The 19,628-nt window shown below is 42.5% G+C and carries 21 protein-coding genes; 20 read left to right on the top strand and 1 reads right to left on the bottom strand.

Annotated elements, in window-relative coordinates; all coding sequences use genetic code 11:
• Nucleotides 1-43: 43 nt before the first annotated feature.
• From DNL43_RS01820 to DNL43_RS01795, 6 genes are all read left to right on the top strand, one after another.
• On the top strand, nucleotides 44-712 hold the full coding sequence (locus DNL43_RS01820; RefSeq protein WP_056982104.1) for a GTP pyrophosphokinase: 669 nt from the start codon (nucleotides 44-46) through the stop codon (nucleotides 710-712).
• A complete protein-coding gene (locus DNL43_RS01815; protein ID WP_056982105.1) occupies nucleotides 690-1,502 on the top strand; it encodes an NAD kinase in 813 nt (270 codons plus the stop codon). Before DNL43_RS01820 ends, DNL43_RS01815 begins: the two co-directional genes overlap by 23 nt.
• Entirely contained in the window at nucleotides 1,495-2,391 is an 897-nt protein-coding gene (locus DNL43_RS01810; RefSeq protein ID WP_054769833.1) for an RluA family pseudouridine synthase, read from the top strand. Before DNL43_RS01815 ends, DNL43_RS01810 begins: the two co-directional genes overlap by 8 nt.
• 113 nt (nucleotides 2,392-2,504) lie before the next feature.
• Entirely contained in the window at nucleotides 2,505-3,353 is an 849-nt protein-coding gene (locus tag DNL43_RS01805) for a methyltransferase domain-containing protein (RefSeq protein ID WP_056982106.1), read from the top strand.
• 16 nt (nucleotides 3,354-3,369) lie between these two features.
• Nucleotides 3,370-3,882: a tRNA (cytidine(34)-2'-O)-methyltransferase gene (locus DNL43_RS01800; protein ID WP_056982108.1), complete on the top strand. Its 513-nt coding sequence runs from the start codon at nucleotides 3,370-3,372 to the stop codon at nucleotides 3,880-3,882.
• 38 nt (nucleotides 3,883-3,920) lie between these two features.
• Nucleotides 3,921-6,245, top strand: coding sequence for a DNA translocase FtsK (locus DNL43_RS01795; RefSeq protein WP_056982109.1), 2,325 nt, complete (start codon nucleotides 3,921-3,923; stop codon nucleotides 6,243-6,245).
• Nucleotides 6,246-6,289: 44 nt separating this feature from the next.
• On the opposite strand, the gene DNL43_RS01790 is transcribed toward DNL43_RS01795, so the two are convergent.
• A complete protein-coding gene (locus DNL43_RS01790) occupies nucleotides 6,290-6,412 on the bottom strand; it encodes a DUF4044 domain-containing protein (protein ID WP_315972280.1) in 123 nt (40 codons plus the stop codon).
• A gap of 83 nt (nucleotides 6,413-6,495) precedes the next feature.
• Here DNL43_RS01790 and DNL43_RS01785 point away from each other — a divergent pair, with 83 nt between their 5' ends.
• The 14 genes from DNL43_RS01785 to DNL43_RS01720 all read left to right on the top strand — a co-directional run bounded on the left by DNL43_RS01785 (nucleotide 6,496) and on the right by DNL43_RS01720 (nucleotide 19,624).
• Nucleotides 6,496-6,879 (top strand): DUF3397 domain-containing protein, encoded by a 384-nt coding sequence (locus tag DNL43_RS01785; RefSeq protein ID WP_056982111.1) that lies wholly within the window; start codon nucleotides 6,496-6,498, stop codon nucleotides 6,877-6,879.
• Between the two features lie 235 nt (nucleotides 6,880-7,114).
• Nucleotides 7,115-7,540, top strand: a complete 426-nt coding sequence (gene mraZ, locus DNL43_RS01780; protein ID WP_056982113.1) for a division/cell wall cluster transcriptional repressor MraZ — start codon at nucleotides 7,115-7,117, stop codon at nucleotides 7,538-7,540.
• Between the two features lie 31 nt (nucleotides 7,541-7,571).
• Entirely contained in the window at nucleotides 7,572-8,519 is a 948-nt protein-coding gene (rsmH, locus tag DNL43_RS01775; protein ID WP_056982114.1) for a 16S rRNA (cytosine(1402)-N(4))-methyltransferase RsmH, read from the top strand.
• 22 nt (nucleotides 8,520-8,541) lie between these two features.
• Nucleotides 8,542-8,916 carry a cell division protein FtsL gene (gene ftsL, locus DNL43_RS01770; RefSeq protein WP_054769242.1) on the top strand — a complete coding sequence of 125 codons (375 nt, stop codon included), beginning with the start codon at nucleotides 8,542-8,544 and terminating at the stop codon, nucleotides 8,914-8,916.
• Nucleotides 8,913-11,072 (top strand): penicillin-binding transpeptidase domain-containing protein, encoded by a 2,160-nt coding sequence (locus DNL43_RS01765; RefSeq protein ID WP_056982115.1) that lies wholly within the window; start codon nucleotides 8,913-8,915, stop codon nucleotides 11,070-11,072. The genes ftsL and DNL43_RS01765 overlap by 4 nt, the downstream gene beginning before the upstream one ends.
• 22 nt (nucleotides 11,073-11,094) lie before the next feature.
• Nucleotides 11,095-12,054, top strand: coding sequence for a phospho-N-acetylmuramoyl-pentapeptide-transferase (mraY, locus tag DNL43_RS01760; protein ID WP_056982215.1), 960 nt, complete (start codon nucleotides 11,095-11,097; stop codon nucleotides 12,052-12,054).
• A 73-nt stretch (nucleotides 12,055-12,127) separates the two neighbouring features.
• Entirely contained in the window at nucleotides 12,128-13,507 is a 1,380-nt protein-coding gene (gene murD / locus DNL43_RS01755; RefSeq protein WP_056982117.1) for a UDP-N-acetylmuramoyl-L-alanine--D-glutamate ligase, read from the top strand.
• Nucleotides 13,507-14,604, top strand: a complete 1,098-nt coding sequence (gene murG / locus DNL43_RS01750; protein ID WP_056982118.1) for an undecaprenyldiphospho-muramoylpentapeptide beta-N-acetylglucosaminyltransferase — start codon at nucleotides 13,507-13,509, stop codon at nucleotides 14,602-14,604. Before murD ends, murG begins: the two co-directional genes overlap by 1 nt.
• A 24-nt stretch (nucleotides 14,605-14,628) precedes the next feature.
• Nucleotides 14,629-15,408 (top strand): cell division protein FtsQ/DivIB, encoded by a 780-nt coding sequence (locus DNL43_RS01745; RefSeq protein ID WP_169790309.1) that lies wholly within the window; start codon nucleotides 14,629-14,631, stop codon nucleotides 15,406-15,408.
• Nucleotides 15,409-15,496: 88 nt separating this feature from the next.
• A complete protein-coding gene (gene ftsA, locus DNL43_RS01740; RefSeq protein ID WP_179286780.1) occupies nucleotides 15,497-16,801 on the top strand; it encodes a cell division protein FtsA in 1,305 nt (434 codons plus the stop codon).
• A 27-nt stretch (nucleotides 16,802-16,828) separates the two neighbouring features.
• Entirely contained in the window at nucleotides 16,829-18,112 is a 1,284-nt protein-coding gene (gene ftsZ, locus DNL43_RS01735; protein ID WP_056982121.1) for a cell division protein FtsZ, read from the top strand.
• Nucleotides 18,113-18,160: 48 nt separating this feature from the next.
• Entirely contained in the window at nucleotides 18,161-18,505 is a 345-nt protein-coding gene (locus DNL43_RS01730) for a cell division protein SepF (protein WP_014939623.1), read from the top strand.
• Nucleotides 18,506-18,529: 24 nt separating this feature from the next.
• Nucleotides 18,530-18,805 (top strand): YggT family protein, encoded by a 276-nt coding sequence (locus DNL43_RS01725; protein ID WP_082619738.1) that lies wholly within the window; start codon nucleotides 18,530-18,532, stop codon nucleotides 18,803-18,805.
• Between the two features lie 27 nt (nucleotides 18,806-18,832).
• Nucleotides 18,833-19,624, top strand: coding sequence for a YlmH family RNA-binding protein (locus tag DNL43_RS01720; RefSeq protein ID WP_082619739.1), 792 nt, complete (start codon nucleotides 18,833-18,835; stop codon nucleotides 19,622-19,624).
• Nucleotides 19,625-19,628 lie beyond the last annotated feature (4 nt).

Here is a 19,628-nt window from a genome sequence, read left to right as displayed (position 1 = left end):
CAATAGCGCGCTGAACTTCGCGCGACAGATTGGAAGTGTTAGCTTGGTTAAAAATTGGGATAATTTTTTAATTCCTTATAAACAAGCTGTTGATGAATTAAAAGTTAAGCTGCGGGGAATTAGAGCGCAGTTCTTAAAAGTTGATGGTCGAAGTCCGATTGAATTTGTAACAGGTCGGGTTAAGCCGGTTGATAGTATTAAGGAAAAAATGGTGAGAAGACACATCTCAGAGGATCGGCTTGAAGAAGATATGGAAGATATTGCCGGTTTGAGAATCATGTGTCAATTTGTTGAAGATATTTATCAAGTTGTTGATTTGCTGCGGAAACGAACAGATATCAATATTCTTGAAGAACGAGACTATGTTCATAATAAAAAGCCGAGTGGATATCGTTCGTACCATATTATCTTTGAATACCCGGTTCAAATGTTATCCGGTGAGAAGGTCATTTTGGCAGAAATTCAAGTCAGAACACTGGCGATGAATTTTTGGGCAACTGTTGAGCACTCTTTAAACTATAAGTATAAAGGTGCATTCCCCGCTGATTTGAAGTCACGGTTGGAACGCTCAGCTGAAGCCGCCTTCCATTTGGATGAGGAAATGTCTGAAATTCGTGATGAGCTTCAAGAGGTTAAAAAGCAGGACCCTGATACTCAGGAACCAGACAAGGATGTAAGGAAGTCGTCTGATGAAAATAGCCATCTACAGTAATCTTGGGGAGTCGTCGAACATCGTGGCAACTTCACTGAAGAAAAAAATTGAAGAATCCCCAGAATTAAGCATTGATGGTCTGAACCCTGAAATCGTGATTTCTGTTGGTGGGGACGGTACTTTGCTGTCCGCATTTCACCATTATCAAGATATTAGCGACCGAATCCGGTTGGTTGGGATTCATACCGGCCACCTCGGCTTTTATACCGACTGGCGGGATTATGAAGTTTCGGAATTAGTTGACAGTTTAAAGCATGATAACGGTCAAAGCGTAACGTACCCCTTGTTGGATATTCGCGTTAATTACGTCAGTGGGGGCCCCGCAGACTATGGCCTGGCTTTGAATGAGTCCACTCTCAAACAGGTTAGTGGATCAATGGTCGCGGATGTTTATATCAAAGATACCTTATTTGAAAGCTTTCGGGGCGATGGGCTTTGTGTTTCTACTCCCAGCGGTTCGACTGCTTATAACAAATCAGTCGGTGGTGCCATCATCAACCCCACTTTGAATGCCATTCAGGTTGCCGAGATTTCTTCGATCAACAACCGGGTGTTTCGAACTTTGGGTTCACCGTTGATTATTTCACCTGATGAATGGGTAAAAATTGTTCCTAAAAGTTCCAACCGAACAATTCTAACCTGTGATCATCAAGTGATTTCCCATGAAGCGGTTGAATCGGTTGAATACCGGATCTCCAAACGCCGGATTGCGTTTGCCCAATATCGGCACACGCAATTTTGGCGACGGGTCAGCAATTCATTCATTGGCAAGGTCAATTTGGATGACTGAGTTTACATGGCAGTATAAGGGTGAATCACCGATTAAAGTCCGAACGTTCATTATGGGTTACGGTATTACTCGGACGTTGCTAAAAAAGATCAAGTATCATGGCGGCCAAACGCTGGTTAACGGCGAAGAATCTTTAGTTAACCGACTATTGACGACTGAGGATGTCGTTAAAGTTGTCTTACCGCCGGAACCGGAAAACGATCACGTTGACGTTTCCAATGTTCCCATTCACATTGTTCACGAAGATCCCAACTTCCTGGTGGTTAATAAGCCGGCTGGAGTGGCTTCGGTGCCTTCACACAATTATTCGACGGATTCATTGGTTAATCGGGTGAAAGGCTACTATCAACGGCAGGGCTATGCCAACCAGAGAATTCATATCGTCACCCGACTGGATAAAGACACCAGCGGGTTGGTGATTTTTGCAAAGCATCACTTTGCCCACTCGGTGCTTGATAAACAATTAAAAGATCGAACCATTCAAAAGAAGTACTTGGCAATTGTTGCCGGCAGAATTTCCAGTCCCCACTTTGAAATTTATCTGCCAATTGGTCGAACGGAAGACTCGTTTGTCAAACGGCAGGTAACGGCTGCCGGTAAGATGTCGGTTACCGAAGCTTGGACGGTCTGCAGACTGGCTAATCAAACACTGCTTAAAGTTCAGCTGCACACTGGTCGGACGCATCAGATCCGGGTCCATATGGAAGCAGTCGGCCACCCGTTAATCGGGGATTGGCTGTATAACCCGGATGACCATTCCATGCCAAGGCAGGCACTGCATTGTGCCGAGCTGACGTTTTATGATCCGTTTTCTGGGAACAACATCCATTGTGAAGCGCCGCTACCTTCGGACATGCAGTCATACATTGCTTTAAATAAAGGATTATAAACTGATCGACAATTCATTAAGCTTCCAACAAAATTTGCATTTGAAGTTTTGAGGTGGAAGCTTATTTGTATGGTCTCTGTGATATAATGAATTGCGTTTGTGGAGGGCTTTAAGTGAAAAAAATCGATTTTGGTAAACAATTTGTGAGCGACCATTTAAGTTTGTTTCGCTGTCCTGTCTGTCAGTCGCCTTTTGACGAAGTTTCAGGATATTCTTTGGTGTGCCCCAACAATCATTCTTTTGACCTGTCTAAAAAGGGAACGTTATTTTTTCTGACAAAGCAGGCCAATAACGAGTATGATAAGTCGATGCTTCAAGCACGCCACAAAATCTTGCAGGCAGGCTTGTTTGACCCGATTGTTGCCGAAATCTCCAAGCATTTGGCTACCACGCCCGAAACCATATTGGATGTCGGGTGCGGCGAAGGAACACCACTTTCACGCCTGTTAGCTCAGCGAAATGGTTCCGATACTGCAATTGGATTTGATATTTCAAAAGACGGTATTAATTTGGCCACTCAACAACCCGCAAAGGCCTTCTTTTGCGTTGCGGATTTGGCCAGGCTGCCATTTAATGACCATACTTTTTCGACAATTATTGATTTGTTTTCACCGTCTGCTTATGATGAATTCAACCGGGTTGCCAAAGAAGGCGGGAAGCTGATTAAGATCATTCCCAATAGTCATTATCTGCATGAACTTAGAGAAGCATTGTTTGGCATCGGCCAAAAGAATAGCTCCTATTCCAACGAGAAGGTCTTTGATTTATTTATGAAGCATTATCCAAATGCCTCAATCAATGAACTTACATATTCATTTTCAATTCCTCAGGGGATGCAGCAGGACATGATGATTATGACTCCGCTGCACTGGGGAAAAGATCGACAAAAGAATGCCATTGAGAACGTCAACGCGCTGAAGTCAATGACGGTTGACGTTTCTGTGATGGTGACTGATTTCTAAAAATTCGGAGGATAAAATGACTAATCATATCGTACTATTTGAACCCTTAATGCCTGCCAATACAGGTAATATTGCCCGGACCTGTGCCGGAACCGATACCGTGCTTGATCTTATTGAACCACTTGGATTTAGCATCGACGATAAGCATTTAAAACGTGCCGGACTGGATTACTGGGATAAAGTACAAATCAATTATCACAAAAATTTACCGGCATTTTTAAAAACGGTAAAGGATCCCAAAAATCTGTTTTTGGTTTCCAAATTTGCCAACCAGGATTACACAGACCCCGATTATTCTGATTCCGATCAGGATTACTATTTATTGTTTGGCAAGGAAACAACGGGATTGCCCGAACCATTTATGCGTAAAAATTTGGAAAAGGCGATCCGCATTCCACAAGATGATGACCATATTCGGGCACTTAATTTGTCCAACACATGTGCCATTGTTATCTATGAAGTATTGAGACAGCAAAGCTTCAATAACTTGGAACGCACTCATAAATATCCACATGATAAATTGAAGTAGGGATTATTAATCTTGACGAGAGGAGGGCAGACATCATTATGAAAACGAAGCGGACACCGAAAAAAACGGTTAAGAAGCGTGGCCGACCACGCAAATCAACCAAGACTTCCAAACGGCAGTCAAACTTTTTGAGCAAATATGCCGTCAATATTATTGGCGCTGTTGGCGCAATTTTGGCTTTGCTGGGACTGTTTCAGGCAGGAATTGTCGGCACGTTTATGATTAATGTTGCCCGCATCTTCGTTGGCAGTCTCTATCCGATTCTCCTATTAGTGGCGATTGTTGCCGGAACGTGGTTGGCCGGCTTTTCTCGGTTCCCTAAAATTCCCGCAAAGTATACTTTGGGGACATTGCTTATTTTGTTGGGGATCCTCATATGGCTGACTTTAATTGAATATGTTCAAGCTGCTCAACCGGTTGATTTCATCAACTTTAATTGGGAAAAATTGGTGGATGATATCGTTTCATCCAATGACGACTCCAATATTGGTGGTGGGATTCTGGCCACGGCGGTCTTTTATGTTCTTCATTTATTATTTGGCAAAATTGGAACCGGAATTGTCGCCAGCCTGGTCATTATCTTTGGCGGCTTTGTGCTTTTCGACATTTCGTTTGCGAAGGTTTTCGTTGCCGTTCGGACTTGTTTGACCTTCTTAAAGGAACAAATTGTCAAGGTTGGCCAAAGACGTGGCCAGAAGCCGGCAAAAATGCCTGTTAAGCGCTCCAATGATAAAAGTGAAGACGAACCCGTTCGACCGGCTGAACCGGTTGAGAGCTCCGATAACGGGTCAAATAAGCTGTCTGGGTCTTCGATTACGATTTCGGGGATGCCGGTAACTGATGACGATAAGCAGCCCGACAAACCGGAAACCAAGAAACCACAGCCCAAAGAATCCGAGCCGGACGATTCTACTGATGTTGATTTGGTTGACGTCAAAGAAGACGATTCATACAAATTGCCATCAACCGATCTCCTAACCCAGATTCCACATGATGACCAGTCGGGAGAACTCAAATCCATTGATCATAATGCGCAGGTTCTGCAAAAGACGCTGGACAGCTTTGGTGTCAAGGCTGAGATTAAACACGTTAGTTTGGGACCTTCCGTTACGAAGTATGAACTGCACCCGGACATTGGTGTCAAAGTCAGCCGGATTGTCAATTTGTCTGATGATATTGCCCTGGCGTTGGCAGCCAAAGATATTCGAATCGAAGCGCCAATTCCAGGAAAGTCACTCATTGGAATTGAAGTTCCAAATCGAAAGATTGCCACCGTTTCATTCCGTGACGTGGTTGAACATCAACCGGATAATCATGGCCATGTCCTCCAAGTACCGCTTGGAAAGGATGTTAATGGCAACGTGATTACGGCTGACTTAACGAAGATGCCGCATTTACTGATTGCCGGGTCGACTGGTAGTGGTAAATCGGTTGCTATCAATGGGATTATTACCAGCATTTTGCTTCATGCCAAGCCAAGTCAGGTTAAGCTGATGCTGATTGATCCGAAGAAAGTTGAATTGGGCGTTTATAATGGGATTCCCCATTTGCTCAGTCCAGTGGTTTCTGAACCAAAGAAGGCCGCAAGGGCATTGCAGAAGGTTGTTTCTGAAATGGAAAACCGATATGAATTGTTTGCGAAATTCGGCCAACGAAAAATTAGTACTTATAATGAATTTGTTGCTAAAAACAATCGAGAAAATGATACCAAGATTCAGCCAATGCCGTACATCGTGGTAATTGTCGATGAATTAGCTGATTTGATGATGACCGTTTCCAATGATGTTGAAGCGGCAATCATCCGTCTAGCACAGATGGGCCGGGCTGCCGGCATTCACATGATTTTGGCAACTCAACGACCATCAGTTGATGTTATCACCGGATTAATCAAGGCCAATGTGCCTTCAAGAATTGCGTTTGCCGTTTCAAGCGGAATTGATTCACGCACAATTATTGATACCAATGGTGCTGAAAAGCTGCTTGGACGTGGTGATATGTTATTCCTGCCGATTGATTCCAATACACCAATTCGAGTTCAGGGCGCCTTCATTTCCGATCAGGATGTTTCCAGAGTCGTTAAATTCATTACGGATCAGCAGTCCGCTGATTATGATGAATCGATGATGGTCAGTGACGAAGAAATTAAAGAAGAGGACCAGGAAGATTCCGAAGATGAGTTGTTTGGTGATGCGTTGGACTTCGTTGTTGATCAGCAAAAGGCCAGCACCTCATTACTGCAGCGACACTTCCGAATTGGTTATAACCGGGCTGCCAGATTGATTGATGATTTGGAAAAACGCGGTTATATCGGTCCTCAGGATGGTAGTCGGCCAAGACAGGTTTACAAGGATAAAAAGGAATAAAAAAAGCAGGCAAGATTTTCTTGCCTGCTTGATGATTCGTTTGATTAAAGAAATGTCATGATCGCTGAAATGACCAATGAACTAACAGTTGCAATGATCATGATCCAAACGAATACTAATGTGATTTTTTGAAATCGGGTTCTCTTTTTATGCGCCAATGTTTGCACCACTTTCTCTTGTTTTCCCTATATAGTTTAACTATCATTATCGTTCAATGCAATACGTTTTGTCAAAATCAGGAGGGTTACTCATGCATGTTTCTCCTTGGATGACTGCCACGGCAACGTTTTTTGTTCAATTACTGATTCTGTTCATCGTCGCCGGGTTCTTAGTTGTTTTAAGAAAAAATCAATTTTTTCGCTCAAAAGTTAAAATTAAGCCATTGGATTTCTGGCCGCCGATTTTGCTGTATTTTATTCATGAAATTAGCAAAAACGGGTTATCCGGTTCATTTATTCCGGAAGTGGTTATCGTTTGGTTGGGGTTAACCTTAATTGTGTTGATATGGCAAATTTTTACCAACCCCCATTTAACTTACAGAAAATTTTTTGTGACTTTCTGGCGATTCAGCGATTTATTCCTATTCTTTTGTTGGATCGTTGTGGGAATTTATGTCATTTTTGAGGCTTTATAATTTAATAGTTGTATCGAGAACCCAAGTGTTTAATCACTTGGGTTCTTTTTTTACCCAAAATTGGGTTATTTCCACCACTCATCTTAAAATGACGGTATATCAATGATTCCAGTGGATTGGGGGATGTAAAAAAAGTCCTTATAACAAAAGTTTTACAAATTGGAGGGATACGTGGTTGATAGTGGTGGATTGTGGTAGAATGTGAATGTAAACTGAAATTGGGGGTGGTGACGACATGTTCATGGGTGAATATCAACACAATATTGATGCCAAAGGACGTATCATCATCCCCGCTAAGTTTCGTCAGGATCTGGGTGACAAGCTCGTTGTCACTCGAGGAATGGATGGGTGTCTGTTTGGATATCCAATGAGCGAATGGGAAAAGGTCGAACAAAAGATCGACACTTTACCCGTCAATAAAAAAGATGCTCGTTACTTCACCAGATTTTTCTTCTCAGCTGCCGTTGAATGTGAATTTGACAAGCAGGGAAGAATTAATATCCCAAGTACACTACGAGATTATGCCAAAATTGCCAAGAAGTGTGTCGTCGTCGGCGTTTCCAATCGATTTGAAATCTGGAGCGATGAGCGATGGAACAACTTTAGCAATGAAGCAGAACAGAACTTTAATGATATTGCCGAAAATATGATTGACTTTTAACTGATCAGAAATTGAAAACGGGGGTGATCGAATGTCTGAATTTAAGCACATTACCGTGCTATTGAACGAGGCCGTCAAGGGATTGAACGTTAATCCAGACGGCATTTATGTTGATGCAACGTTAGGTGGCGGGGGACACACAACAAAAATACTTGAACAGCTGACAGACGGTCATCTTTATTCGTTTGATCAAGACGAAGAAGCAATTGATTATAATAAACAGCATTTGGCCAAATACATTGAAGCCGGAAAGTTAACCCTCATTCATGACAATTTTCGAAATTTGAAAACTGCCTTACAAAATGTTGGCGTGAGCGGCATCGATGGCATTGTTTATGATTTAGGCGTTTCTTCCCCACAATTTGATGAAGCTGGCAGAGGGTTCAGTTACCGCTTTGATGCTCGACTGGATATGCGAATGGATCAAGATAATCCCGTTGATGCATGGAAGATCGTGAACGAATGGCCATATGAAAAATTGGTTCGCATCTTTTACCGTTATGGTGAAGAAAAGTTTTCCAAATCAATTGCCAGAAGAATTGAAGCTGTTCGAACCGAGCATCCAATTAATACAACCAGTGATTTGGTGGACGTCATCAAAGAAGGAATTCCCGCTGCAGCAAGGCGTCACGGTGGCCATCCTGCCAAAAAGGTGTTTCAAGCAATTCGAATTGCCGTCAACGATGAGTTGTCCGCATTGGAAGATTCCTTGGAACAGGCACTTGATTTATTAAAAGTTAATGGGAGAATTAGCGTTATAACGTTTCAGTCATTGGAAGACCGGCTGGTTAAGACGATGTTTAAAGAAAAGACATCGTTACCCGATCTGCCACCTAATTTGCCAATTATTCCTGAAGGTATTAAACCAAAATTCAAAAGTATTACGAGAAAGCCAATTGTTCCGACTGAAGCTGAATTAGAAGAAAATCACCGTTCACATAGTGCTAAGTTGAGAATAATTGAACGAATTAAAAAATAGAATAAAAGGAAGATTACATATTATGGCCCAAAATAACTTAGCTCGTAAATTAACAGAACAACCAAAACCGTATGTTTCAAAACCTGAACCCACATCAATCAAGAGGGCGAGCATTTCCAAAGCGCTCAAACTTTCATCGTTCGAAAAGCTGTTGATTGTATGTGGCAGTGCTATCTTAACTGTGTTAATGTTAGTAGTTGTATCGTCAAAAATTGCATTATCAAATTCACAGCATGAACTTCAACATTTGGATAATCGAATTACAAATGTTCGCAACAGCAACACAAATTTGAAACAGCAGATTGGGGAGCTGCAAAGTAGCACCCGTCTTGATAAAATTGCACATAAGAGTGGCATGTCACTCAAAAATGCAAACATAAGGAATGTTACTAAATGAAAGATTCATCTGATCGCTCCACAGACAAACTGAATGCGCGTAAAAGCCGGAAAACTGTGGGAATAAGTCTATTCCTAGCATTTTTCCTGCTTTTTGCATTCTTAGGTACGCGTTTGTTAGTGATTGCGGTAGGCAAAAACGTTAAGAATGTTAATTTAAATAACCGTGCCGAAAAACTCTATACCCAAACCCAGGTCCTCAAAGCAAAACGAGGATCTATTTATGATGCAAACGGAAACCCAATTGCAGAAGATACCAGTACATATTCGTTATACGCAGTGTTAGATAAGAGCCAAAAGGGATTAAACGGTAAGCCACTCTATGTGGTTAACAAATCAAAGACGGCAAAAGTGATTTCAAAATACCTGCCAATCTCCAAGAAAAAGGCACTCAAAATTTTATCACCTAAAAATAAGCATCCGTTCCAAGTCGAATTTGGAAGTGCCGGAACGAACATTTCCTTATTGACCAAGAAAAAGATTGAAGCTGAAAAGCTCCCTGGAATCGACTTTGTTCAAAAGCAGGCTCGGTTGTATCCAAACGGTATTTTTTCGTCTAATTTAATTGGGGTGGCAACTTCTCAAACCAATAAAAAGACTGGAACTTCCAACTTGGTTGGCCAAATGGGGATCGAAAAAGCCTTTAATAAAACCCTTGCCGGTCAAAACGGTTATAAAGATGCTCAGTATGATGTGTACGGGTATAAACTTCCGGGCAAACGCCAGAAGGAAAAGGCCGTCAAAAATGGGAACAATATTTACACAACGATTGATTCTCGAATTCAAACGCTGCTTGAAAGTGAAATGAATTCCGTCCAATCGCAAGTCCATCCTGCTGGTATGAATGCAGTCTTGATGGATGCTAAGACTGGTAAGATTGTGGCGGCATCTCAAAGACCGACTTTTAACGCCTCGACCATGAAAGGCATTGGGTCTGCATGGACCAACACTTTGTCATCCGATATGTATGAACCTGGTTCAACAATGAAGGTTTTCACACTTTCTGCAGCAATTAATTCTGGCCATTATAACGGAAATGACACCTATGAATCAGGGCGTTATTCCATCGATGGCAAGATCGTGCCGGATTGGAATCCTGGTGGTTGGGGTTATATTACCTACAACAAAGGATTTGCCCTTTCCAGTAACGTTGCTATGGCCCACTTGGAGCAACAAATGGGACCCAAGACCTGGAAAAAGTATATTCAAAAGTTTGGCTTCTTAAAGAGCACCAACACGGGCCTTCCCAATGAATTAACCGGTCGGCTTCAGTTTAATTATCCAATTGAGCAGGCTGATACGTCATTTGGACAAGGAATTGAAGTAACAACCATGCAAATGATGCAGGCTTTATCTGCAGTTTCAAATAATGGTACAATGATGAAGCCGTACTTTATTTCTAAAGTGACAAATGCTGCCAATAATAAGACAATTAAAAAGTATGGCAAAAAGGTTGTTGGCCATCCAATCAGTGCCAAAACCGCTAAAGCCGTCCGTAAGCATATGCAGGATGTTGTTTATAAGTCTTACGGAATTGGTGCTGATTATAAGATCAAAGGCTACCGGGTTGCTGCCAAAACCGGTACTGCCCAAGTCAGCAACGGTTCCGGCGGGTATGCATCCGGCGACGACAGTTACTTGTATTCAGTTGCTGGAATGGTTCCTGCAAACAACCCTCGGTACGTGATGTTCATCACGATGAAGCAGCCTAAACTGAATGGTTTGAAAACGGCAACTCAGCTGTTGGCCGAAATCTTCAAGCCGGTTATTACCCGGGCTCTGCAAAATTCAAATTCCAAGCAGGCAACTGCTAAGCGCAAGGTCCCATCGGTTACTTATCAGACAACCACTTATGCAAAACGGGTGATGAATGAAAAAGGATTTGATGTTGTGACAATTGGTGACGGGGATACGATCAGCAAGCAATCACCAAGTGCCAGTCAAACGGCGACTGAGCAAAAGCGGGTATTTCTGTTAACCAGCAAGAACTGGAAGATGCCAAGAATTATTGGCTGGAGCAAGCACGATGTTGAAGAATTCTGTTCATTGACAGGGCTGAAACTTGAATCAACTGGCAGTGGTTATGCTGACAGTCAAAGCATCAACTTTGAAAAGTCAATCGGTTCCGGTGACGTTTTAAAGGTAAATTTTGAATAATGAAGGATGGTATGTTTCTATTATGGGTAATTGGGTGACACCTTTATTAAGTACATTTTTGATAACGGCAATTTTTATGCCGAGCTTGATTAAGTATTTTCGAAGTCGTCATGAAGGCCAGATGATTAGAGAAGAGGGGCCTTCCTGGCACGAAAAGAAGTCAGGAACCCCAACGATGGGCGGAATTCTCTTTATCTTTGCCATTGTCGTGAGTGACCTTGTTTTTGGTGGATTTAAGCATATGCTCAATCCAACATTGTTAATCCTGTTGTTCGTTCTGATTGCTTATGGATTAATTGGTATGTGGGATGACAGCATTAAGCTGTTTAGACGTCAGAACGAGGGATTAAAGGCATGGCAGAAATTGCTGTGCCAAATTGTGGCTGCCGTGGTCTTTTCGGTGGTATACATACATGAAGGCTTCCCATTGGCCATTAAAATTCCGTTTGGCGGGGATCTTCATTTAGGTTACTGGTACATTGTCTTTATCGCTTTCTGGTTGGTCGGCTTCTCAAACGCCGTCAACTTGAGTGATGGGCTTGATGGACTGGTTGCCGGTTTAGGAACGATTTCTTTTGCATCATACGGTATCATTGCATTGGTTCAACACCAGGTCGAAGTTGGCATGTTTTGCTTCTCCGTTGTTGGTGGCCTGTTGGCATTCTTTATTTTCAACCATAAGCCCGCAAAGATCTTTATGGGTGACATGGGTTCATTAGCTCTTGGTGGTGCACTTGCCTGTGTATCGGTGTTGGTTCACCATGAGTTTTCATTATTGATTATTGGTATTATTTACGTGTGTGAAACTGCTAGTGTTATTATCCAAGTCATTTCGTTCAAGACGACTGGTAAACGAGTCTTCAAAATGACGCCAATCCATCACCATTTTGAAATGTGTGGTTGGTCTGAATGGAAAATTGACATTGTGTTCTGGTCGATTGCATTGGTAGCATCCGCACTCAGTATCATGACAATTATTTAGAGGTTGGGACAAAACGGCTGGTTTTGTATCCAGCCTATTTGACTATTCAAACGATGAAAAACGAGGGATTAAAATGAAAAAAATTGATGATTATAAGAATAAAAAAGTACTTGTATTGGGAGCCGGTAAAAGTGGTACTCACGCAGCAGAACTACTGAAAGAGTTGGGGGCAACCGTTGTCTTGAGTGATTCAAAGCCGAGTTCGGAGCTGCCTGAAGTTGCTCAGCTGAATGATGAAGGGATTGAGACCATCACAGGCAGGCAGGATCCGACCATTTTAGATGATGGCTTTGATATCATGGTTAAAAACCCCGGAATTCCATATGACAATTCCGTTGTTGCCGCTGCGGTTGAACACCATTTACCAATCATTACAGAAGTTGAATTGGCTTCCCAAATCACTGATGCTGAGATCATTGGCGTTACTGGAAGCAACGGTAAAACAACAACGGTCACAATGATCACCAAAATTTTGAATCAGGAACGTGATAAAGGTCATGCATATGCCGCCGGAAACATTGGTATTTCAGCAACTGAAACCGCTAAAAAGGCAACCGCAGATGACACAATTGTCATGGAACTTTCAAGTTTCATGTTGCTGGGAATTAAGACCCTTCATCCTCACGTTGCTGTTTTAACGAATATCTTCTCAAATCATTTGGATTATCATAAAACCCGTGAAAACTACGTGAATGCAAAAATGCGGATTACCATGAACCAAACACCTGACGACTTTTTCGTTGTCAACTTTGATTCAGATGAATGGCGCGGATTGAGTAAGCGAAGCGCTGCTCAGGTTGTGCCGTTTGCCCGAACCTACGATACGAACAAGGGCGCTTACGAAAAGAACGGCAAGCTTTACTATAACGATGAATTCATTATGAATGCCGACGACATTAAAGTTCCCGGCAAACAAAATGTTGAAAATGCCCTTGCTGCGATTGCCTGTGCCAAAGTTCTTGGCAAGTCCAACTTGGCCATTACCAACGTCCTGGAAACCTTTACCGGTGTTCGGCACCGTCTCCAATTTGTTTTGGAAGCCAATGGCCGAAGATTCTACAATGATTCAAAGGCAACCGACATTGAAGCGACTCAAATGGCACTTGAAGGATTCGACAAACCGGTTGTTCTCTTGGCTGGTGGCTTGGATCGTGGATATACCTTTGATAAGTTGATTCCACAATTCAAGGATCACGTTAAGGCTGCCGTATTATTTGGTGAAACCGCCGACTTGCTTGAAGATTCATTGAAGAAGGCTGGAATTACCAATATTAAAAAAGTTGAAAACTTGGATGAGGCCGTCCCTGCTGCTTATGCATACAGTGATGAGGGCGATATCGTATTACTTTCACCTGCCAATGCCAGCTGGGATCAGTTTAAGACCTTCGAAGAACGTGGCGATCGTTACATTCAAGATGTTGAAAAATTGACAAATAAGCAGGAGGGGCACTAATGCGTTTAATAATTTCTGGTGGTGGTACCGGGGGACATATCTATCCGGCACTTGCGATTATTGAAGATTTGATGAAGCAGGAACCTGATTCACAGGTATTGTATGTTGGCTCAAAGCGGGGACTTGAAAGTTCAATTGTTCCCAAACAGGGCATCAAATTCATTGCTTTGGAAATTCAAGGCTTTAAGCGTTCTTTATCTTTGGAAAACTTTAAAACAGTCGCCCTTTTTTTGAAGAGTGTTCACGAGTCTAAAAAAATTATTAAAGATTTCAAACCGGATATTGTCATTGGAACAGGTGGCTATGTTTCCGGAGCGGTTGTCTACGCAGCTGCCAAAGCTCACATTCCAACCATGATCCATGAACAAAACAGTGCCGTTGGTTTGACTAACAAGTTTTTGAGCCGTTACGTTGATAAAATTGCGATTGGATTTCATGAAGCAGCTGATCAATTTCCAAAAGAAAAGGTTGTGTTTGCCGGTAATCCGCGGGCTCAACAAGTTGCCAAAATGAAGAGTACCTTTAAGTGGTCCGACATTGGTTTGCAAGATGATCGGCCAACGGTTCTCATATTTGGTGGGAGCCAAGGGGCACCCGCAATTAACAAGGCGGTCATCAGTTCGATCAGTGAGTTTAATAAACGGCGGTATCAAGTGGTCTTTGTAACCGGTCAGAAGCGTTATCAAAATGTCATGGACCTGTTAAACAAGTCACGGATCAGCAGCAACATTAAGATTTTGCCGTACATAAACAACATGCCGCAAGTCTTACCAAAAGTTTCTTTGATTGTCGGCCGTTCCGGTGCAACCAGTATTGCCGAAATCACCGCACTTGGAATTCCGGCTGTCTTGATTCCCAGCCCTTATGTCACCGCTGATCATCAGACGAAAAATACAATGAGCCTGGTTAAACGTGGTGCAGCGCTGATGATTAAACAGGATGATTTGAATGCTCAAAGCCTGTTAAAAGCAATCGATCAACTCATGCACGATTCATCTGCCCGAGAAAAAATGGCAGCCAATTCCAAAAAGTTGGGCGTCGTCGATTCCGCAGACGAAATTTTAAACTTGGCCAGAACGATCATTAAATCGAAATAGTTCTGCCAACAGGGGGACGGATTAGTGGAAACAAAAGATCATAATGAGCAGGAACACGGACTGTTTCGTGATTTTCAAAATAAAAATGCCAAAAAAATGTGGCCACTGGTTTTGCTGATTACCGTTATTCTGTTGGTGATGATTTTCATGATTTCATCGTATAGTCGGGTACAGAAAGTCACGGTTACCGGCAATGAAATTGTCAGTGATAAGCAGATTAAAGGATTTTCCCCAGTCAAAAAGGGCACATCATTATTTGCCGTTTGGGGAAAGACCGATAAGCTGGCCCAATCACTCAAGCAACGGAGTATGCGGATGCAGTCCGTTAAGATGAAACTGGTTAATTTTAATCAGGTAAAAATTAAAGTTGAAGAATATCCGACAATCGGTTACCTATACGTGCACGGTGGTTATCAGCCCATTTTAAAAAGTGGTGTCATTATCAAGGGGAAAGTATTGAATCCCAAAGCCGGTTTTCCGGTTTTAAAGAAATTTAAGAATCCGGAAAAGCTGCGGCGCACCATCAAACAATATCGAAGAATCGATCCGCCGGTGAGAGCCGTGATGAGTACCATCAGTTTTTCACCGACTAAAAGTAATCCTGACCGGATCTTCATTCAAATGAGTGATGGCAACAAAGTGTACGCTTCAATCAGCACTTTTGGCGATAAAATGGACTATTATCCAAGCATTAATTCCAAGCTGAAAGTGAAAAGTGTGATTAATTTGGAAGTCGGTGCATATTCGTATCCAATTACGAAAAAGCAATCTTCTTCAAATACGACCACAATGCATGGTTATTAGTGTCGATTAGTCTTTTTCGATGATTATGATTGTGTTAAACTTGTGTTATGTTCAGAAAATATTCTAGATGTGGAGGTTCCTTACATATATGGATAATTCGGGTTTATATGTGGGACTTGATATAGGAACTACCTCAATAAAAGTAATTGTTGCAGAAAAAGTAAAAGGGCAATTGAACGTTATTGGTGTGGGAAATCAGCCTTCAAATGGATTGAGTCGTGGTGTGATCGTAGATATCGACCAAGCTGCCGAAGCAATTCGAAGTGCTGTAAATCAAGCTCAAGAAAAAGCAAGTATTGAGATTAAAGACGTTATAGTAAGCGTTCCAGCGAACATGTTACGGATTGAACCATGCAATGGATTGATAACATTGGATGACCAGTCTCGTGAAATAACTGAAGAAGACGTCCGCAACGTTGCGGCATCTGCTTTGGGGACCAGTTTGCCCCAGGAACGAGAGATAATTGATATCCAACCAGAAGAGTTCATCGTTGATGGCTTTGATGGCATCAAAGACCCTCGGGGGATGGTCGGCGTTCGCCTTGAAATGCGTGGTAAGTTAATTACAGGTTCAAAGGGCATTATGCACAACTTGGAAAAAGCTGTTGCTAAAGCCGGCTTGAATATCGTATCGACCGTTTTGACACCTCTAGCCGAAAGCCACGTTGTGTTAAATGACGGTGAACAGGACTTTGGAACAATCATTGTTGACCTTGGTGGTGGGCAGACAACTGCTTCCGTCATTCACGATCATCAATTGAAGTATGCCACCACCGATCCTGAAGGCGGGACATTTATTACAAAAGATATTTCCATCGTATTGAATACGTCGATGGAAAATGCTGAAAAAATTAAACGTGATTACGGTTATGCCGACTCACTCCAAGCATCTGCAGATAATGAATTTCCAGTAGAAGTTGTTGGTCAATCAGAACCAACCTATATTGACGAACGTTATCTTGCTGAAGTGATTGAAGCCCGTGTCAGTCAGATATTTGACCGAATCAAGGACCGTCTGAATCAAATCAAAGCACTGGATTTACCCGGTGGCATTGTTTTGACCGGCGGTGTAGCTGCACTCCCAGGAATTGCCGAATTAGCCGCTGACCAATTCAACACTAATGTCAGGGTCTATATTCCTGATCAGATGGGATTGCGACACCCATCATTTACAGCTGCACTTTCATTAGTATCATACTTTGCCGACCTGGCAGACGTTGACATGATTGTTAGATCGGCCGTTGGTGCGACATTAACCAAGGCTCCTAAGCTCAGCCAACCCGAACAAGTTCAATCACCTGTTCCAGGTAAGACTAAGAAGACCAGGAAACCGACACAGAAGAAAAAACGCGGTGAAGGAATCAAGAATTTCTTTAGTGATTTCTTTGATTAAGCACTTAAACGGAGGGAAAAGACAATTATGGAATATTCATTAGATTCCACCGATAACCACGGTGCAAACATTAAAGTTATCGGAGTTGGCGGCGGGGGAAGCAATGCCGTTAACACGATGATTAACTCAGATGTAAAAGGTGTTGAATTTATCGTTGCCAACACTGATGTTCAGGCTTTGGCAACATCCAAAGCTGAAACCCGGATTCAACTTGGACCTAAGCTGACACGTGGTTTGGGTGCAGGCTCAAATCCAGATGTTGGTGCCAAGGCTGCTGAAGAAAGTGAAGAAGCCATCACCGAAGCACTTGAAGGTGCCGACATGATTTTCGTCACTGCCGGAATGGGTGGTGGTACCGGTAACGGTGCTGCCCCAATTGTAGCCAAGATTGCTAAGGACCAGGGCGCACTCACAGTGGGTGTTGTTACCCGTCCATTCAGCTTTGAAGGCCCACGTCGGGCAAAATACGCCGATGAAGGTGTTGCCCAACTTAAAGAAAATGTTGATACATTAATCGTTATTTCTAATAATCGTTTACTTGAAATGGTCGACAAGAAGACACCTATGATGGATGCCTTTAAAGAAGCCGACAATGTGTTGCGTCAAGGTGTTCAAGGTATCTCAGACTTAATTACCAGTCCCGGATATGTTAACTTGGATTTTGCCGATGTTAAGACAACCATGCAGGATCAAGGCTCTGCTTTGATGGGTGTTGGTACTGCCAACGGTGAAAACCGCACTGCAGAAGCAACTAAAAAGGCCATTTCTTCACCACTTCTTGAAGTCTCAATTGATGGTGCAGAACAGGTATTGTTGAACATTACCGGTGGCCCGGATCTTTCATTGTTTGAAGCCCAAGACGCTTCTGATATTGTTTCGCAAGCTGCAACCAGTGACGTTAACATTATCTTTGGTACTTCGATTGACGAATCATTAGGCGACGAAGTTCGAGTTACTGTTATTGCAACCGGAATTGACAAGAAGAAAGCTGAAAAAGGACGTTTGGCTTCACGACGAACCAGATCAGCTCGTCCACAAGCTACTGCCCGTCCACACAGCGATCGTCAAACTTCAGATAATCAATCACAAGACAAGTCAAATCAAAAGAGTGATCCACTTGGCAACTGGGACATCCGAAAGCAGCCAGCCGCAACCCGACCAGCCGCTCAAGATGAATTCAGCGATGTTGAGAAGAAGGATTTCGATCCTTTCCAACCCGACGTCAAGCCTGATGATTCCAAGTCAGATACCAGTGGCGACTCACAAGACGACATTCCACCATTCTTTAAGCACCGCCGTCGTGATAAGTAATTTTATTTGCCCGGTGTGCATGTTTGGTGAAATGTGAAAGGACACGAAATGCCAAAATTTAATTTAGCTAATTTTTTTGGGATGGATACAGACCAACCAGAAAATCAAATTGATAAGCCGGCGGATAACGTTGTATTGATGAACAGACAAGAACCTGAAACAAGCAGTATTGTTGTATTTGAGCCAGTCAACTACACCGATGTTGATACAATTGCCCAAAAGTTATTGGAGGACAGTGCGGTCATCATCAAGCTAGACAAATTAGATAATAATTCAGCGGCAAGAATGGTTGATTTCTTGAATGGCGTTTTGTTTGCCATCCACGGTTCAATTAACCGACTTGGCCGAAATATCTTTATTTGCTCACCAAAGAAATTTCAAGTAACCGAGTAATCTTGATAAATAAGGAGCAGCCTATTGGTAACATTTGTTATGTATGCGGTTTGGTTAATTAACAAGGCAATCAGCATTTACATGCTGTGCATTGTTGTATATGCCCTGATGAGCTGGTTCCCCAATGCATATGGAACCGCAATCGGCAGATTCTTAGCACGGATTGTAGAACCATTTGAAAATTTATTTAGTTTTGCAACGGTTGGCATGATTAGTCTTGCACCAATCGTTGCTTTGGCTGTACTCACATTTGTTCAAATGGGAGTAAGTTATTTGGGGCAGCTGCTCATAGGTTATTAGCAAGCTTGGGGCAGAGGGGGAAATATCTTGGTAGATTCAAATATTTCGCAACACTATCGACAGGCCGAATTACCTTTTTTGGAGTCGATTGATAACCTTAGCGGCAAAGTTGCAAATGAATATCGACCGATTCTCACTGATTTTTTGAATCCTAGACAGCTTTATATACTTGAAACCATTGTTAACAGATACGAAGGTGTCTCTTTTCAAACGTTTGGCGGTTATGCTTCGGCTGAGCTGAAGCGGGCAATTGCCTTCCCTGATTATTTTGTTCCCAAGTCGGATGACTATAACATTACTGCATTTCAAATTGATTATCCCAGCAAGTTTGCAACTCTTTCCCATGGCCAGATTCTTGGGTCAATCATGGGCACTGGAATTGATCGGGATGTCATCGGTGATATTGTGACCGATGGTTTGAACTGGCAGTTTATGTGTGAGTCTGAAATGGCTGATTACGTTCAAGCACAAGTTGACCGGATCGGGAAGATTAAAATCAAATTGAAACGAATTCAACCTGAGGACATCATTATTCCAGTTGACGAAGGTGAGGAGACCACAACAACGGTCGCTTCATTGCGAGTTGATGCATTGGTTAGTGAAGGATTCCACATTTCCCGTCATCATGCCAAAGAGTTGGTTGAAGGCGGAATGATACGAATTAACTGGGAGCAAGCCGGACGTCCCGATTTGGAAATTTCAATTCAAGATATTATTTCCGTTCGAGGCTTTGGCAGACTGGTTATTCGAGATATTGCCGGTACAACCAAAAAGGGCAAGATTCGAATTGTATTGAAAGTATATAATCGAAATAAATAGGAGG

Source organism: Lentilactobacillus kefiri, assembly GCF_009739535.1.
Lineage (GTDB): Bacteria > Bacillota > Bacilli > Lactobacillales > Lactobacillaceae > Lentilactobacillus > Lentilactobacillus kefiri.
The sequence above is the reverse complement of the archived record's forward strand: the minus strand, read 5'-3'. Positions and strand labels throughout refer to the sequence as shown.

What these genes read in the sequence shown, in the direction of transcription:
- DNL43_RS01795 (WP_056982109.1), top strand. Translation starts at nt 3,921, where the DNA reads ATGAAAACGAAGCGGACACCGAAAAAAACGGTTAAGAAGCGTGGCCGA.
- DNL43_RS01815 (WP_056982105.1), top strand. Translation starts at nt 690, where the DNA reads ATGAAAATAGCCATCTACAGTAATCTTGGGGAGTCGTCGAACATCGTG.
- mraZ (WP_056982113.1), top strand. Translation starts at nt 7,115, where the DNA reads ATGTTCATGGGTGAATATCAACACAATATTGATGCCAAAGGACGTATC.
- murG (WP_056982118.1), top strand. Translation starts at nt 13,507, where the DNA reads ATGCGTTTAATAATTTCTGGTGGTGGTACCGGGGGACATATCTATCCG.
- DNL43_RS01800 (WP_056982108.1), top strand. Translation starts at nt 3,370, where the DNA reads ATGACTAATCATATCGTACTATTTGAACCCTTAATGCCTGCCAATACA.
- ftsA (WP_179286780.1), top strand. Translation starts at nt 15,497, where the DNA reads ATGGATAATTCGGGTTTATATGTGGGACTTGATATAGGAACTACCTCA.
- DNL43_RS01730 (WP_014939623.1), top strand. Translation starts at nt 18,161, where the DNA reads ATGCCAAAATTTAATTTAGCTAATTTTTTTGGGATGGATACAGACCAA.
- ftsL (WP_054769242.1), top strand. Translation starts at nt 8,542, where the DNA reads ATGGCCCAAAATAACTTAGCTCGTAAATTAACAGAACAACCAAAACCG.
- DNL43_RS01810 (WP_054769833.1), top strand. Translation starts at nt 1,495, where the DNA reads ATGACTGAGTTTACATGGCAGTATAAGGGTGAATCACCGATTAAAGTC.
- mraY (WP_056982215.1), top strand. Translation starts at nt 11,095, where the DNA reads ATGGGTAATTGGGTGACACCTTTATTAAGTACATTTTTGATAACGGCA.
- murD (WP_056982117.1), top strand. Translation starts at nt 12,128, where the DNA reads ATGAAAAAAATTGATGATTATAAGAATAAAAAAGTACTTGTATTGGGA.
- DNL43_RS01785 (WP_056982111.1), top strand. Translation starts at nt 6,496, where the DNA reads ATGCATGTTTCTCCTTGGATGACTGCCACGGCAACGTTTTTTGTTCAA.
- ftsZ (WP_056982121.1), top strand. Translation starts at nt 16,829, where the DNA reads ATGGAATATTCATTAGATTCCACCGATAACCACGGTGCAAACATTAAA.
- rsmH (WP_056982114.1), top strand. Translation starts at nt 7,572, where the DNA reads ATGTCTGAATTTAAGCACATTACCGTGCTATTGAACGAGGCCGTCAAG.
- DNL43_RS01765 (WP_056982115.1), top strand. Translation starts at nt 8,913, where the DNA reads ATGAAAGATTCATCTGATCGCTCCACAGACAAACTGAATGCGCGTAAA.